This is a genomic window from Umezawaea sp. (genome assembly GCF_057122925.1).
The window spans coordinates 17,931-33,396 of the sequence record NZ_DBNGPQ010000122.1; the positions used below are offsets into that span (position 1 = coordinate 17,931).

Here is a 15,466-nt window from a genome sequence, read left to right on the forward strand (position 1 = left end):
CGGGGGATCACGCGATGCGGCGGACAACGGCGTTCGTGCTGCTGGCGGTGAGCGGTGTGCTGGCCGGGTGCCTCGGCCGGACCGGGAACGAGGACCCGGCGCGCAACGCCGACGCCAAGGAGGTGACGCTGACGATCGTCGCGAACGCGGTGTCGGGCGGGAAGAACGCGCGCGGCGCGGACTGGATCACGAACTGGGTCATCCCCCGGTTCACCGAGCAGCAGAAGGCCAAGGGCGTCACCGCGACCGTGCGGTTCGAGCAGAGCGGCACCGCCGACGAGGCCTACAAGACCAAGGTGGCGCTGGACTTCAAGACCGGCGGCGGCGGTGACGTCGTCGAACTGGACGGCATCTGGCTCGGCGAGTTCGCGCAGGCGGGCCAGATCAGGCCGCTCGACGACCTCGTGGGCGCGGCGGACGTCGACGCGTGGGACGGCTGGCGGCAGATCCCGAAGGCCGTGCAGGGCCTCGGCGAGTTCGAGGGCAGGCGCTACGGCGTGCCGATGGGCACCGACGGCAGGGTCCTGTTCTACAACAAGAAGCTGTTCGCGGCGGCGGGCCTGCCCGCCGATTGGCAGCCCAGGAGCTGGGACGAGATGCTGGCCGCCGCGGCGGAGCTGAAGAAGCTCCCCGGTGTCACGCCGATCCAGCTCAACGCGGGCACCGCGATGGGCGAGGCGACCACGATGCAGGGCGTGCTGCCCATGCTGGTGGGCACCGGGACACCCGTCCACGACAACGGGAAGTGGCAGGGCGCGACGTCCGGCGTGAAGGACGTCCTCGGGCTGTACCAGCGGATCTACCGCGACGGGCTCGGCGATCCGGTGCTCCAGCAGGAGGCGAACGGGCGCGACCGCTCGTTCGCGCTGTTCGCCGAGAACCGGATCGGCATCCTGCTGGAGAGCGACTACTTCTGGCGCTCCGTCGTGGAACCCCGCACCGGCGTGGCCGCGATGGCCGACCGCGACACGGCCGTGGGCTGGGCGCTCGTGCCCGCGCGGGTGCCCGGAGCGGGGGTCGGCGGGCAGGACTTCGTCAGCACGTCCGGCGGCGGCGTGCGCGTGGTCAACCCGAACTCGCGCTACCCCCGGCAGGCATGGGAGTTCCTCCGGTTCCTCAACTCCGCCGAGGCGGTGAAGTCGTCGCTGGCGGGCACCGCCCAGATCACCCAGCGCGAGGACGTCAACGACGAGGTCCTCGCGGGCGACCCGGTGCTCGGCTTCGTGGCCGACCGGGTGCTGCCGATCACCCGGTACCGGCCCGGCCTCGCGGACTACCCCGAGGTGTCGGCGGCGCTCCAGCAGGCGACCGCCGACGTCGTGGCGGGCAAGAGCCCGGACGAGGCGGCCGAGGCCTACCAGGACGCCGTGGTGAAGGCCGTCGGCGAGGCGTCCGTTGCCGTCGGTTGACGCCCCGGCGCGGCGGTGGGGGTCGGCGGGCGCCAGGGACGTCGCGGGCCTCGGGGTCGCGCGGGCGATCGGGTTCGTCGCGCCCGCGCTGCTGCTGATCGGCGTCTTCCTGGTCTTCCCCGCGCTGTGGACCCTGTACATCGGGATCACCGACTACCAGCTCACCGGGCCGTCGGCCGCGGCGCCGAGCGTGGTGGGCCTGGACAACTTCGCCGCCGCCCTCGACGACGCCCTGTTCGCGAACTCGGTGTGGCTGACGGCGCTGTTCGTGCTGGGATCGGCCGTGGTCGGCCAGAACGTCCTCGGTTTCTCGCTGGCGTGGCTGCTGAGCCGGGTGCGGCCGTGGCTGCGGCGCACCACCGAGGGACTGGTGCTGCTGGCGTGGATCCTGCCGGGGCCGGTCGTCGCCTACCTGTGGTTCGCCGTGCTCAGCAGGGACGGCGGCACGCTCGGCCTGCTGCTGGGCGACCCGACGACCGCGTGGCTCGTGCGGTACCCGATGGCCAGCCTCATCGTGTTCAACGTGTGGCGCGGCACGGCGTTCTCCCTGCTGCTGTACACCTCCGCGCTGGCCGCCGTGCCGCCGTCGCAGGTCGAGACCGCGCGGCTGGCGGGCGCGAGCGGCTGGCAGACCGTCCGCGACGTGGTGTTCCCGCACGTCCGCGGGCACGTGCTGACCAACACGCTGCTCATCAGCCTGTGGACCGCCAACGACTTCACGCCGTTCCTGCTCACCGCGGGCGGCCCCAACCACGAGTCGGAGGTGCTGCCGGTGCTGATCTACCGGCAGGCGCTGGAGAGCGGGCGCCTCGGGTACGCGTCCGCCGTGTCGCTGCTGCTGCTCGTGGGCAACCTGCTGGTCGCGCTGGTGTACCTGAGGCTGCTGCGGAGGCGGTCGTGACGCCCGCGTGGGTGGTGCGGCGGATCGGCTTCTGCACGCTGATCGGCGTCGTGCTCGCGTTCTTCGCCGTGCCGATGCTGTGGCTGGCCTCGGCCCCGTTCGACGCGGACCCAGGGCTGGGCCTGCGGTGGCCGGACTGGACGCTCGCCAACGTGGCGACCACCCTCCGCCACCCGCACGCCCTCACGTCGCTGGTCAACTCGCTGGTGCTGTGCGTCGTCGCGACGGTCGTGACGACGGTCTTCGCCGCGCTGGCGGCGTACTCGCTGTCGCGCGTGCGGATTCCGGGCCGCGACGCGCTGCTGTACCTGCTGCTGCTGCTGTCCAGCGTCGTGACGGGCACCGCGGCCATGGTCCCGATCTTCGTGATGGTGCTCCAGCTCGGCCTGATCGACTCCCGGTTCGGCACGGCGCTGGTGATCGCGGGCGGGATGCTGCCCGCCGCGATCTTCATCCTCAAGGACTTCGTCGACTCCGTGCCGCGCTCCTACGAGGAGTCCGCGCGGGTGTTCGGCGCCTCGCCCCGCCAGGTGCTCGGCCACGTCGTCCTGCCGGTCGCCCGGCCCGGTGTCGCGACGATCCTGGTGTGGTCGTTCGTCAACGCGTGGGGCAACTTCCTGCTGCCGTTCCTGCTGCTGCGCGACGTCGGCAAGCAGCCGGCCGCCGTGCTGCTGCGCACGTTGCAGGACGAGGGCGGCAGCGCCAACCTGTCCGTGATCCCGGTGTTCTCGCTGCTGTACTCGATCCCGGTGGTCGTGCTCTACCTGTTCGTCAGCACGCGCTACGGGTTCCGATTCCACGGAGGCATCAAGAGCTGATGGCGGGCATCGAGATCGCCGGACTGTCCACCGTGTACCCCAACGGGGTCCGCGCCGTGGACGACCTGGACCTGGGCGTGGTCGACGGCGAGCTGTTCGCCCTGCTCGGCCCGTCCGGGTGCGGCAAGACCACGCTGCTGCGCACCATCGCGGGCCTGGAGCCCGCGACCGACGGGAAGGTCCTCATCGGCGGGCGCGACGTCACGCGCGAACAGCCCGGCGCGCGCGGCGTCTCGATGGTGTTCCAGGACTACGCGCTGTTCCCGCACATGACCGTGGCGGAGAACATCGCCTACCCGCTGCGGGTGCGCCGGGCTCCGAGGGCGGAGCAGCGGCTGGTCGCCGAGCGGACGGCCGAGGGCCTGAGCCTGTCCGGCCTGCTCGACCGCAGGCCGGGCCAGCTCTCCGGCGGCCAGCAGCAGCGCACCGCGCTGGCCAGGGCGGTCGCGCTGGAGACCGACGTCCTGCTGCTGGACGAGCCGCTGTCCAACCTGGACGCCCGCCTGCGCCTGGAGGCGAGGACGTTCCTCAAGCGCCTGCAACGGGAACTGGCGCTCACCACGGTCTTCGTGACGCACGACCAGGCCGAGGCGCTCGCGCTGGCCGACCGCGTGGCCGTCATGGAGTCCGGCCGCGTCCGCCAGCTCGGCACCCCGCGCGAGGTCTTCCAACGCCCGGCCGACACGTTCGTCGCGAACTTCATCGGCTCGACCCCGATGAACCTGGTGGACGGCACCGTCCGCGGCGACCGCGTCGAGGTCGCGGGCACCCTCCTCCCGAGCCCGCTCGACCTGCCGGACGGGACGCCGGTCGTGGTGGGCGTCCGCCCGGAGTACCTGGTGGTCGCGGAGCACGGTTTCGCGGGCCGGGTGTCGACCGTGGAGAACCTCGGGGTGACGTCGCTGGTGACCCTGGAGTGCGCCGACGGGACCCTGGTGGGGTTGGTGGTGCCGGAGCAGGAGGAACCGGCGGTCGGGGCCGAGCTGCGCGCGACCCCGACGCCGGGGCGGTCGCTGTTCTACGGCGAGGACGGTCTGCTGCTCGCGACGGCGTAGCCGGGTGGTGGGGTGAGCACCCCGAGCGCTTGCGCCTTGAGCACCGCCGACACGCGGTTCGTCACACGCAGCTTCGCGTGAATGTGCTCGACGTGCTTCTGGACGGTCCGGGGTGAGATCAGCAGCCGTCGCGCGACTGCTCGGGCGGTGAGACCTTGAGCGAGGAACCCCAGCACCGCGACCTCCTGGTTCGTGAGGGCCGCGTCGTGCGACGGCGTGCGCGGCATCCACCGCGCCAGCGCTCGTGCTTGCCGATCGAGGCCGATGAGCAGCGCCTGCAACCGCCGAGCCAACCGCAGGTCCTCATCGGTGGCGTCCGAACCGGACAAGACGATCACGAAAGCACGGTGCCACACACCCCGCACGCTCAGCGGGATGGCCATCTGGTGCTCCAAGTCCAGCCCGCCGAGCACTTCGTTCCACGTTTCGAACCTGGGGTCGCGCAGCGACCGCGGAACCCGGCCCAACGTGTACGCGGTCAGGTCCTCGGTGGCCGCGAACCAGCAGGGGAGCGGGTGCTGGTCCAAGCGGTTCCGCAACCACGCGAGCGTGTCCTGGTCCACGGTGATGCCCGACTCCCACAGGTGGTGTTCGACGTGTCCATCGGGCTGCCGGTCGATCCACGAACCCGCTGCGCCACCGAAGGTGCGCACCAGTTCGTCCAGCAGGGTCACGTGCGGCATCTCGGTCAGCGGTTGCGCGAGCAGATCGCGGACGACGTCGAGCCAGTGTTCCAGTCGGTTCTGCACGACACGCCACCTTCCCGGCGGGTCGGCTCCGTGGTCACCAGCAGGATACGCCGTCATCCCTACGCGGTTGTGCGTATTTGTCCAACAGCCTGTCACCGCTGACGATTGTTCCCTCCTCTTCGTCTGACAGCAGGGAGGTTCCATGTTCACGGAACTCGCGCGCAGGATCGCGGTGGCGGTCGTGACGGGTGCGGCGCTGCTCGTCGGCACCGCTCCACCGGGTGTCGCGACCACGAGCAGATCGCCGATCCCGCCGGACGCCAACTACCACCTGGTTCTCGAGTGGGGTGGGCGCTGCCTGGAGGAACGGTCGCAGGACGGGCACGTCAGCCAGTGGGGGTGCCACACCGGCCCCACTCAGGTGTGGCGGTTGGTCCTCGACCCGACCACCGGCTACCACCGGATCATCAACGGGGCCACCGGGAGGTGCCTTGAGGTCCGAGGTGGTTCGCTCAGCAACGGGGCCCGCGTCGTCGGTGTCACGTGCCAGCCGAACGTGAAGCACCAGACCTGGCTGCTCAACCCCAAGCCAGGGGTCGTGGTCCACGAGATCAAGCCTCGCCACAGTGCGAAGTGTCTCGACATCGCGCACGGGGGTGAAGGATCGGTGGCGCACCAGTGGGAGTGCCACGGCGGTGGGAACCAGAGGTGGCTGATCATGCCTGAGCGGTGATCGACGACGTGCCCCCGGTGGCAGCCCCGCCGGGGGCACGTCCTCAGCCTGGCAGGCCCGCCGCTGCTCCGACCGACTCGTGGAACCCGCGCAGCACGGCGGCCACCCGTGCCGGGTCCTGGAGCATCCAGTAGTGCGTCAGCCCGTCCAGCTCGACCCACCGGGCCCCGAGGCGGGTCGCGACCTCGACGTCCAGCTCCGCCCCGCCGAACGGGTCGCCCGCCGGGATCAGCACCAGGCCGGGGACGCGGGCGGGGCGGTCGAGGCCCGTGCCCCAGTCCGCGTGCAGGTTCGGGACCGCCGAGCGGTACAGGTCGAGGATCGCCCGGCTCATCGTGACGTCGTGCGCGGCGTCCACGGCGGCGGCCACGCGGGCGGTCATGCCGCGCGGGCGCAGGAGGTCGCCGAACGTGCGGCCGCTGCCGGGGACGGCCTCGCGCAGGCCGGCTAGCGACTCCTCGCCCGCCGGGGTCTGCCAGAGCTTCGCCGCGTCGTGCCATTCGTGGTCCGGGTGCCAGCCGTGGGCGACGTCGGCGACCCAGCTCCGCAGCGGGACGTCGAACGCCGTGACGACCCGGTACACCAGGTGGGCGCCCCAGTCGTGGCCGACCAGGTCGATCGGGCCGTCGATCTCGCGCAGCGCGTCGGCCAGCCAGCGGGCGTGGTCGTCCTTGTCGCGCACGCCCTCCGGGCGCGGACCGCCGAAACCGGGCAGCCGCAGGGCCACGGTGTCGCCGGGCAGGTGCGCGCGGACGTCGTCCCAGAGGTCGGGTGTCTCCGGGACGCCGTGGACGAAGACCGTGGTCACGGGGATCTCCTTCGAGTTGATAAGCTATCCACTTAGACCGTAGCGACTAAGTCGATAGCTTGTCCACTTCGGTGGCCGGGTGGAGGGGGACGTGGTGCGAGCGGACGCGCGGCGCAACCAGGAGCGCATCCTTGAAGAGGCTCGCGGTGCGGTCGGCGCGGGCGACACGGGGATCACGCTGAACGAGCTCGCCCGCCGGGCCGGTGTCGGCGTGGGCACGGTGTACCGGCTCTTCCCGACGCACCAGGCGATGCTGGAGGCCGTGGTGGAGGACGGCCTCCGCGCGATGGTCGACCGCGCGACGGCCGCGGCGGAGGTCGAGGACGTCGCGGAGGGCCTCGCCGGGTTCTTCCGCGCCTCGCTCCTGCACGCCGTGCGCGAACCCGGCCTGGTCAGCGTCCTCGTCGCCGTCGACGACGCGGTGACCGGCACCTCGGGGACCAAGGTGGAACTCGCGCTGGCGGTGTCCCGCCTCCTCGACCGGGGCCGCGCGGCGGGCGTCGTCCGGTCGGCCCTGACCGGCGAGGACCTGCTGAAGCTGCTGTGCGGGCTCCAGCACGCCATCGCCGCGTCCGGCGACGACCAGGCCGCGGTCACCGAGCGCTACCTGGACCTGGTCCTCGCGGGACTCGGGCTGCCCGGCCGGTCTACGTAGTTCTCGCCGACGCGACGGGACGCGCCCGCGCGGGATCGTCGGTGCCGCGCGAGGAGGAACCCCGCGCTCACCACGGGGAGGACCGCCATGACCGTCGGAGCCGTCGTCGACCGCCCGATCTCCACCGGGGACCGGATCGGACGCGCGCTGCTCGCCCTCTGCGCCGTCGCGACCCTCGGCGCCTTCGCGAACGGCGTCGTGATCATGACGGAGGTGTCCGACGACCGCGTCCTCACCGAGGCGTGGCGGACGTTCGCCTACCTCGTCTTCGCCGGGCTGTGGGTGCTGCTCGCCGCGGGCCCGCGCAGGCAGCCGGGCGTGTGGGAGCTCGTGCTCCTCCAGAAGACCGCGATCACCGTGTTCGCGGTCGCGGCGCTGGACCTGCCCGACGCGCCGACGACCTTCGTCGTCGACCTCTCCCTCGTGGTGGCGACCACCGCGGCCTACGTGCTGTGCCGGGGCTGGGAGAGCTGGCGCCCCGCCGCCGTCAGCGCGCGCTGAGGATGCGGCGGGGGTTGTCGACGAGCATCTGGTCGATCTGCCCCCTGGTCGTGCCCAGGTCGAGCAGCGCCGGGATCACCTCGTCGTGCAGGTGCGTGAAGCGCCAGCGGGGCAGCAGTTCCCTCTTCACGTCCACGTCGAAGTTGTGGGTGAAGCAGGCCGCGTCGTGCGACAGGACCATGCGCTCGGCGTAGCCCTCCGCGCACAGGGCGGCGACCGTCGCGACGCGGTCGGCGAACGGCAGCATCAGGTCGAGGCCGAAGCGGTCCATGCCGATGTAGGACCCGGCGTCCATCAGCTTGCGCAGGTACACCAGGTCCGTGGTGTCGCCGGAGTGGCCGATCACCACGCGCTCCAGGTCCACGCCCTCCTCGCGGAAGATCGCCTGCTGCTCCAGCCCGCGCTCGGTCAGGGCGTGGGTGTGGGTCGAGATCGGCACGCCGGTCTCCAGGTGCGTGCGGGCGACCGCGCGCAGGACCCGGTCCACGCCCTCGGTCACGCCGGCGCGGTCGGTGGCGCACTTGAGGATCGCGGCCTTGACTCCGGTGTCCCCGATGCCCCGCGTGATGTCGCGGATGAAGAACTCGGTGAGCAGCTCCGGACCGTCGACCAGCTTCCCCGGCCCGCGGAACCGGAAGAACATGGGCACGTCGTCGTAGGTGTACAGGCCGGTGGCGGCGAGGATCTGCACGTCCACCTGCTCGGCCACCTCGACGACGCGGGAGACGTCGCGCCCCAGTCCCAGGACGGTGAGGTCGACGATCGTCCGCACGCCGCGCGAGGCGACGTCCTGGAGCTTCTGGCGGGCGTCGGCCATCCGCTCCTCGGTGTCCCAGCGGCCGGGGTAGTTCGACTCGATCTCCTGGTCGAGGACGAACACGTGCTCGTGCATGAGGGTCTGACCTAGGTCGTCGGCGTCGATGGGGCCGAGGACGGATTCGACCGAAGGCATCGGATTCTCCTGGGGGCTAGAACTTCGCGATCACGGTGTCCTGGAAGCGGGCCAGCTCGTCGGCGACGTGCTCGTGGTCGAAGAGCAGCGTCGACACGGTCACGCGGTCCACGCCCAGGTCCGCCAGTTCGCGCAGGACGTCGAGGTTCGCCAGGTCGTCGCGGTTCTTGGTCCACCGGCTGGTGATCTCGACGGCGTCGGGGTCGCGGCCGTGCGCGACCGCCTCCGCGCGGCACCTCCTGATCAGCACGCCGAGGCGCTCGCGGTCGTAGCCGCCGGGGAAGAACCCGTCGCCCAGCCTGCCCGCGCGAACGGCGGCGGGGACGGTGAAGCCGCCGACGTGGATCGGCACCGACGCCCCGTGCGGGCGCGGCGAGCTGACCACGCCGCGGAAGTCGACCGAGCCGCTGCTGAAGTCGGCGGGCTCGCCCGACCAGAGGGCGCGCATCGCGCCGATCGTGTCGTTCATCCGCGGTCCGCGGTCGTCGAACCCGACGCGCAGCGCGTCGAACTCCTCGCGCAGCCACCCCGCGCCCACGCCGAGCAGCGTCCGCCCGCCGGAGAGCCGGTCGAGCGTCGCCACCTCCTTCGCCGTGATCAGCGCGTTGCGCTGGGGGAGGACCAGCACGGCGGTGCCGAGCTTGATCGTGGTCGTGCGGGCCGCGACGAACGCCATCCAGACCAGGGGATCGGCGATCGGGTGGTCGGGGGCGAAGGGGATCCGGCCGTCGGCCGTCTCGGGGTAGAGCGGCTCGTACTCGGTCGGCAGCACGACGTGCTCGATGGTCCACAGCGAGTCGAACCCGCTGGCCTCCGCCGCCACCGCGACCTCGACGGCCGCCTCCGGGTCCGCGTAGCGGCCGGTGTTCCCGTGGGTCAGTCCGAATCTCATGCCCGGCGACTCCTTGATCTTGTGTGTTCCAGAACACTACTTGACACTGAATTCAGGTTCAAGTTACATGCTCGCAACACCCCAGCCAGTGAGAACGGGAGCCGCCAGGTGTCCGACGCCGTAGCCCTCGCCCCGCCTGCCGCACCCGCGAACGCCGAGCTCTCGGCGATGTTCCGGCCTCGCGCCATCGCCGTCCTCGGCGCGTCCGGCCGGGTCGGCAACCCCTTCGCCCGTCCGCTGACCTACCTCGTCGAGCACGGGTTCGCGGGCGAGGTCTACCCGGTCAACCCCGGCTACGAGACCCTCGGCGGCCTCACCTGCTACCCCTCGCTGGAGGAGCTGCCGGGGCCGGTCGACCTGGTCCTGATGCTGGTGTCCGCCTCCGAGGTCGTGCGCCTGCTGCCCGCCGTGGCCGCGGCGGGCGCGCGGGCGGCGGTCGTGTTCGCCTCCGGCTTCGCCGAGACCGGGCCGGACGGCCAGGCGCTCCAGGACGAACTCGTCCGCCTGGCCCGCCTGCACGGCGTCCGCCTGCTCGGCCCCAACTGCCAGGGGCTCGTCGCGGTCCACGACCACGTGGTCGCGTCGTTCACCGCGGCGCTCGAACTGGGCGTGCCCGAGCCGGGCAACATCGCCTACGTCGGCCAGAGCGGCGCGGTCGGCGGTTCCATCTTCAGCCTGGCCAGGGAGCGCGGCCTGCGGATCGGCACCTGGGCCAGCACCGGCAACCAGGCCGACCTCGGAGCGGCGGAGATCGCGAACTTCCTGGTGGAGGACCCGAGGATCGAGGTCATCACGATGTACCTCGAAAGCCCGGTGCCCGGTGCCGAGTTCGACCGGCTCACCGCGCGGGCGGCCGAGCTGGGCAAGTCGGTCCTGGTGCTGCGGTCCGCGCTGTCGCGGTCCGGGGCCAGGGCGGCCACCTCGCACACCGGCGCGATCATCGGCGACCACGCGGCGTTCACCGCGATGTGCCGCGAACGCGGTGTGGTGCAGGCCGACGACGTCGAGGACTTCATCGCCACGGCCCACGCACTGAGCGTGCTGCCCCGCTCCGGCGGCGGCAGGATCGGCATCATCACGACCTCCGGCGGCGCGGGCAGCCTGGCCGCCGACCAGGCCGAGGCGCACGGGATGTCCGTCGACGACCTCACCGAACCGGTGCGGCGCAGGCTCTCCGAGGTCGTCCCGGACTTCGGCGCCGTGTCGAACCCGGTCGACGTGACCGCGCAGATGTTCAAGGCGAACGAGACCGACGGCTTCATCGCGGTCTGCGACGAGGTGCTCGCCGACCCCACCGTCGACTCGGTCCTGGTCGTCCTGACCATGGTCACCGGCGACCTGGCGACGTCGATGGCCCGCGGGCTGTGCGAGCTGTGGGCCCGCGCGACCAAGCCGGTCGTCGTCGTGTGGCTCGCCGCCCGGCAGCAGACCGCCGAGGCGCGGGAGATCCTGCGGGCCGCGGGGAAACCGGTGTTCGACTCGCCGCGCGTCGGCGTCGGCGTGCTGCGCGCCCTGGCCACCACCGTGCCGCCGCCGTCCCGGTCCTCCAGCCGGGTGACCACGTCCGACACGACCGTCGCGGACGTCCTCGGCGGACTGCGCGGCGGGGTGGTCACCGAGCACGCGGGCGCCGAGGTGCTGGCCGCGCTGGGGGTCGACCGGCCCGGTGAACGGCTGGTCGGGTCGGCGGAGCGGGCGGCCGGGGCGGCGCGCGAGCTGGGCGGGCCGCTGGTGCTGAAGATCCAGTCGTCCGAGGTCGTGCACAAGACCGAACGCGGGGGCGTGCGCCTCGGGGTCGGCGTCGACGAGGCGGCGGCGGTCTACGACGAGCTCGTGGTCCGCTTCGCCGCCGAGGGCGCGACCGAGGTGCTCGTGCAGGAACAGGTGGCGGACGGGCCCGAGCTGCTCGTCGGGATCACCAACACCGAGCCCGGCTTCCCCCCGCTGCTCACCGTCGGCACGGGCGGCGTCACCACGGAGCTGTACCGCGACACCACGACCAGGCTCGCCCCCGTCGACGCGCGGACGGCCGGGGAGATGCTGCTCGAACTGAGGTCGGCGCCGCTGCTCACCGGGTTCCGCGGGCAGCCGGGGCACGACCTGGCCGCCGCCGCCGAGGCCATCGCGACGCTCAGCAGGCTCGCCGTGCTGGTCGGCGACCGGCTGGTCGAACTGGAGGTCAACCCCCTGCGCCTGGTCGACGCCGGACGGCGGGCCGTCGCGCTGGACTTCCTGCTCCGCCTAGGTCCTCTTGAGGAGACGACCGCATGACACCCGAGACCCGCTTGGACGTCGAGAACGGGATCGCCGTCCTCACGATCAGCAACCCGTCCATCAGGAACGCGCTCACGCTGACGATGTCGCACCAGCTCACCGAGTTCTGCGACCGGATCGACGCCGACCCCACCATCGGCGCCGTGGTCGTCCGGGGTGACGGCGGCACGTTCTGCTCCGGCGCGGACACCCGCTCGTGGAGCGGGACCTACGCGGACCCCATGAGCGACAGCGCCTACGCCGAGACCGACGACGTCTACGGGGCGTTCTACCGGGTCGGCCAGATCAGGGTGCCCACCATCTCCGCCGTGCGCGGCGCGGCGGTCGGCGCGGGCCTGAACCTGGCGCTGGCCACCGACCTGAGGATCGTCGCGGAGGACGCCCGGCTCATCGCGGGCTTCCTCAAGGCGGGCATCCACCCCGGTGGCGGGTTCTTCACGATCTCCTCCCGCGTGGCGGGCCGGGAGGCCGCCGCGGCGATGGGCTTGTTCAGCGAGGAGGTGTCGGGAACGAGGGCCGTCCACCTGGGACTCGCGTGGGAGGCGGTCGCGGACGACCGGGTCGAGGCGCGGGCGCTGGAACTGGCGGGCCGGGTCGCCGGTGATCCCGTGCTGGCCCGGCGGGTGGCGAAGTCCTTCCGCGCGGAGGCCGACCCGTCGCCGCTGCCGTGGTCCACGGCCATCGAGGTCGAACGCGGTGTGCAGATCTGGACCCAGGCCCGGCGGCTCCGGGGCGACGTCGAGGAGGGCCGATGATCGACTTCCGGCCGTCGGGCCTGACCGAGGACGAGGAAGCCCTGCGCACGCGGGTGCGCGGGTTCGTGGCGGAGGAGTTCCCGAGCGGCACCTACCTGCCCGAGCTGGGCATCAACGCCGCCGCCGACGCGGAGTTCAGCCGCAGGCTGGCCGCGCGGGGCTGGGTCGGCATGGTCGTGCCCGAGGAGTACGGCGGGCCGGGCCGGTCCGCGACCGAGCGCTTCCTCGTCGTGGAGGAGCTGCTCGCGGCGGGCGCCCCGGTCGGGGCGCACTGGGTCGCCGACCGGCAGACCGCACCGGTCATCCTGACCTTCGGCAGCGAGCGCCTCAAGCGCGAGTTCCTGCCCCGCATCGTCCGGGGCGAGGCGTTCTTCTGCCTCGGCATGAGCGAGCCCGACAGCGGGTCGGACCTCGCGTCGGTGCGCACCAGGGCCACCCGCACCGACGGCGGCTGGCTGCTCAACGGCCGGAAGGTCTGGACGTCCGGCGCGCACTACTCCGACTACGTGATGACCCTGTGCCGCACGTCCCCGCAGGAGGGCCGCAAGCACGCGGGCCTGAGCCAGCTCATCGTCGACCTGTCCTCCGACGGCGTGACCGTGTCGCCGATCAACCTGCTCAACGGCCACCACCACTTCAACGAGGTGCTGTTCTCCGACGTGTTCGTGCCCGACCACATGGTGCTCGGCGAGATCGGGTCCGGGTGGCACCAGGTCACCTCCGAGCTGGCCTACGAGCGCTCCGGTCCGGACCGGTTCCTGACGACGTTCCCGGTGCTGCGGTACTTCCTGGACTTCCGGGAGGCGGCGGGCCCGGAGGCGGAGCTGCGGCTCGGCGCGCTCGCCGCCCGGTACTGGGTGCTGCGCAACATGTCCCTGTCGATCGCCAGGTCGCTCGACGGGGGCGAGGTGCCGGTGGTCGAGGCGACCCTGGTCAAGGACCTCGGCACGTCGTTCGAGCAGGACGTGCTCGACGTCGTCCGCGACCTCACCGGCGGCGAGCAGGACCCGGACGGCGACCTGTTCAGCAGGCTGCTGGCCGACGCGACGATCACCGCGCCGACGTTCACCCTGCGCGGCGGTACCAACGAGGTGCTGCGGTCCGTCGCGGCCAAGCACCTCCTGCGCGAGAGGCGGCGAGCGGTGTGACCGACGAACTGGAACTGCTGGACGGGACCCTGCGCGCGATCTTCGCCAAGCACTGCGACCGGTCCGCGCGGCTCGCCGCCGGACGCGGGTTCCCGCGCGAGCTGTGGACCGTGCTGGAGAGGGCGGGGCTGACGACGCTGGGCGGCGACGGCGCGGGACCGGCCGAACTCGTCGTGCTGGCGAGGGCCGTCGGCCGGGCGGCCGCGCCGGTGCCGCTGGTGGAGACGGCGGGGCTCGCGGCCTGGCTCGTGGCGGAGGCGGGGGTCGAGCAGCCCGACGGCATCACGACCTGCGCGGTCGGCCACCCCGACGACGACCTGCGGGTGGTCCGCGACGGCGACGGCTGGACCGCCACCGGGACGCTGCACCGCGTCCCGTGGGGTCGAGACGGCGACCACGTCGTCGCGCTGGTCGACGGGGGGACGCTCGTCGTCCTGCCCACGCCCCAGCGGGTCAGGCCCGGCGCGAACCTCGGCGGCGAGCCGCGCGACGCGCTGGAGTTCGACGGAGCCGCCGCGTCGGCCGTGGCGGACAGTCCGATCGGGACGGACGCGCTGCGGGCGCGGGGAGCGGTGCTGCGCGCCGCCGCGATGGCGGGGGCGATGGAGTCCGCGCTGGAGCTGTCCCTGGCCTACGCCGGGGAGCGCGAGCAGTTCGGCAAGCCGATCTCCTCGTTCCAGGCGGTGCAGCAGCACCTGGTCGCCATCGCCGAGGAGACGCTGTGCGCCGGGATGGCGGTGCGCCTGGCCGTGGCCGCCGCGCCGGAGCAGGAGGTGTTCGCGGTGGCGGCGGCCAAGAACACGGCGGGCTGCGCCGCCGCGGTCGTGACCAAGAGGGCGCACCAGGTGCACGGGGCCATCGGCGTCACCGACGAGCACGCGCTCCCGTGGTTCACCACGCGGCTGTGGGCGTGGCAGGACGAGTTCGGCACGACCCGCGAGTGGGCCGCGCTGCTGGGCCGGGGCGTGGTCGCGGACGGCGGCGCCGGGCTCTGGCCGCGGCTCAGCGCGAGCGTGGGCGCGGGGGAGGACCGATGAGCACGCCACCGCCGCTGCTGCTCGACGTCACCGACTCCGTGGCGACCGTGACGCTCAACCGCCCCGACCACCTGAACGCGCTGAGCACCGAGCTGCAACGGGACCTGGTCGAGGTGTTCGCGGACCTGGACCGCGACGACGCCGTCCGGGTCGTGGTCCTGACCGCGAACGGCGACCGCGCGTTCAGCGCGGGCGCCGACCTGAAGCAGATGAACGGCCACGACCGCGCGGGCGCGGCGGCCTACCTGCCGATGAGCGGGCCGGGGCGCAACCTGTACGAAACGGTGCTGGAGTGCGGGAAACCGACGCTCGCGGTGCTGCACGGCTGGGTCGTCGGAGGCGGCCTGGAACTGGCGATGGCGTGCGACCTGCGCCTCGCCGCCGACGACGCGCGGCTGATGCTGCCGGAGTCGAAGGTGGGACTGGGGGCGAACTTCGGCAGCCAGATGCTGCCGAGGCTGGTGCCGATGGGGATCGCGTTCCAGGTGCTGTACCTGGGCGAGCCGCTGGAGGCCGTCGAAGCCCACCGGGTCGGGCTGGTCAACTGGCTGGCCCCGCGGGAGGAGCTGGCGGAGCGGGCCCGCGTGATCGCGGCGCAGCTCGTGGAGCGCGCCCCGATCACCCTGCGCCGGTACAAGGCGATGGTGCGGGTGGGCTCGACGCTGCCCATCTCGACCGCGCTCCGCCTCGACCCCGGCCCGAGCCCGTACACGAGCGCCGATCGGCTTGAGGGGGCCGCGGCGTTCGTCGAGAAGCGAAAACCGCGGTGGACGGGGCGTTGACCCGGTTTCGCACGCACGACAGCAGGACCACTCCTCGGGCGCGACGCGCCTCCCACT

General features: G+C 72.6%; 16 protein-coding genes. 12 read left to right on the plus strand and 4 right to left on the minus strand.

Going from position 1 to position 15,466, the window contains the following annotated elements; translation table 11 throughout:
* Positions 1 to 14 precede the first annotated feature (14 nt).
* The 4 genes from AC156L_RS27235 to AC156L_RS27250 are packed head-to-tail and all read left to right on the plus strand — an operon-like array spanning position 15 to position 4,183.
* Entirely contained in the window at positions 15 to 1,409 is a 1,395-nt protein-coding gene (locus AC156L_RS27235) for an extracellular solute-binding protein (RefSeq protein ID WP_330875230.1), read from the plus strand.
* A complete protein-coding gene (locus tag AC156L_RS27240; RefSeq protein WP_330875231.1) occupies positions 1,396 to 2,310 on the plus strand; it encodes a carbohydrate ABC transporter permease in 915 nt (304 codons plus the stop codon). Before AC156L_RS27235 ends, AC156L_RS27240 begins: the two co-directional genes overlap by 14 nt.
* Complete coding sequence (locus tag AC156L_RS27245; RefSeq protein WP_330875232.1) at positions 2,307 to 3,128, plus strand: carbohydrate ABC transporter permease; 822 nt, start codon at positions 2,307 to 2,309, stop codon at positions 3,126 to 3,128. Before AC156L_RS27240 ends, AC156L_RS27245 begins: the two co-directional genes overlap by 4 nt.
* Positions 3,128 to 4,183 (plus strand): ABC transporter ATP-binding protein, encoded by a 1,056-nt coding sequence (locus AC156L_RS27250; RefSeq protein ID WP_330875233.1) that lies wholly within the window; start codon positions 3,128 to 3,130, stop codon positions 4,181 to 4,183. The genes AC156L_RS27245 and AC156L_RS27250 overlap by 1 nt, the downstream gene beginning before the upstream one ends.
* Here the strand turns inward: AC156L_RS27250 and AC156L_RS27255 are convergent.
* A complete protein-coding gene (locus AC156L_RS27255) occupies positions 4,147 to 4,932 on the minus strand; it encodes a response regulator transcription factor (RefSeq protein ID WP_330875234.1) in 786 nt (261 codons plus the stop codon). The two genes, AC156L_RS27250 and AC156L_RS27255, sit on opposite strands and share 37 nt — an antisense overlap.
* Before the next feature lie 142 nt (positions 4,933 to 5,074).
* Between AC156L_RS27255 and AC156L_RS27260 the strand changes: the two genes are divergently transcribed.
* On the plus strand, positions 5,075 to 5,605 hold the full coding sequence (locus AC156L_RS27260) for an RICIN domain-containing protein (RefSeq protein ID WP_330875235.1): 531 nt from the start codon (positions 5,075 to 5,077) through the stop codon (positions 5,603 to 5,605).
* Positions 5,606 to 5,648: 43 nt separating this feature from the next.
* Here AC156L_RS27260 and AC156L_RS27265 read toward each other — a convergent pair whose 3' ends face one another.
* Positions 5,649 to 6,413 carry an alpha/beta fold hydrolase gene (locus AC156L_RS27265; protein ID WP_330875236.1) on the minus strand — a complete coding sequence of 255 codons (765 nt, stop codon included), beginning with the start codon at positions 6,411 to 6,413 and terminating at the stop codon, positions 5,649 to 5,651.
* A gap of 91 nt (positions 6,414 to 6,504) precedes the next feature.
* Here AC156L_RS27265 and AC156L_RS27270 point away from each other — a divergent pair, with 91 nt between their 5' ends.
* Positions 6,505 to 7,068, plus strand: coding sequence for a TetR/AcrR family transcriptional regulator (locus tag AC156L_RS27270; RefSeq protein WP_330875237.1), 564 nt, complete (start codon positions 6,505 to 6,507; stop codon positions 7,066 to 7,068).
* 87 nt (positions 7,069 to 7,155) lie between these two features.
* The gene (locus AC156L_RS27275) at positions 7,156 to 7,569 is read left to right on the plus strand and encodes a hypothetical protein (protein WP_330875238.1); all 414 of its coding nucleotides are present in this window, start codon (positions 7,156 to 7,158) and stop codon (positions 7,567 to 7,569) included.
* Here AC156L_RS27275 and AC156L_RS27280 read toward each other — a convergent pair.
* Complete coding sequence (locus AC156L_RS27280; RefSeq protein ID WP_330875239.1) at positions 7,556 to 8,521, minus strand: phosphotriesterase family protein; 966 nt, start codon at positions 8,519 to 8,521, stop codon at positions 7,556 to 7,558. The genes AC156L_RS27275 and AC156L_RS27280 overlap by 14 nt on opposite strands.
* Before the next feature lie 16 nt (positions 8,522 to 8,537).
* The gene (locus tag AC156L_RS27285; protein WP_330875240.1) at positions 8,538 to 9,413 is read right to left on the minus strand and encodes an LLM class F420-dependent oxidoreductase; all 876 of its coding nucleotides are present in this window, start codon (positions 9,411 to 9,413) and stop codon (positions 8,538 to 8,540) included.
* Between the two features lie 108 nt (positions 9,414 to 9,521).
* Here AC156L_RS27285 and AC156L_RS27290 point away from each other — a divergent pair, with 108 nt between their 5' ends.
* Genes AC156L_RS27290 through AC156L_RS27310 form a run of 5 tightly spaced genes read left to right on the plus strand, consistent with a single transcriptional unit; the run spans position 9,522 to position 15,409 of the window.
* Entirely contained in the window at positions 9,522 to 11,684 is a 2,163-nt protein-coding gene (locus AC156L_RS27290) for an acetate--CoA ligase family protein (RefSeq protein WP_330875241.1), read from the plus strand.
* Positions 11,681 to 12,442, plus strand: a complete 762-nt coding sequence (locus AC156L_RS27295) for an enoyl-CoA hydratase/isomerase family protein (RefSeq protein ID WP_330875242.1) — start codon at positions 11,681 to 11,683, stop codon at positions 12,440 to 12,442. The genes AC156L_RS27290 and AC156L_RS27295 overlap by 4 nt, the downstream gene beginning before the upstream one ends.
* Entirely contained in the window at positions 12,439 to 13,590 is a 1,152-nt protein-coding gene (locus tag AC156L_RS27300) for an acyl-CoA dehydrogenase family protein (protein ID WP_330875243.1), read from the plus strand. Before AC156L_RS27295 ends, AC156L_RS27300 begins: the two co-directional genes overlap by 4 nt.
* The gene (locus tag AC156L_RS27305; RefSeq protein WP_330875244.1) at positions 13,587 to 14,627 is read left to right on the plus strand and encodes an acyl-CoA dehydrogenase family protein; all 1,041 of its coding nucleotides are present in this window, start codon (positions 13,587 to 13,589) and stop codon (positions 14,625 to 14,627) included. The genes AC156L_RS27300 and AC156L_RS27305 overlap by 4 nt, the downstream gene beginning before the upstream one ends.
* Complete coding sequence (locus AC156L_RS27310) at positions 14,624 to 15,409, plus strand: enoyl-CoA hydratase/isomerase family protein (protein WP_330875245.1); 786 nt, start codon at positions 14,624 to 14,626, stop codon at positions 15,407 to 15,409. Before AC156L_RS27305 ends, AC156L_RS27310 begins: the two co-directional genes overlap by 4 nt.
* The last annotated feature ends 57 nt before the right edge of the window (positions 15,410 to 15,466 follow it).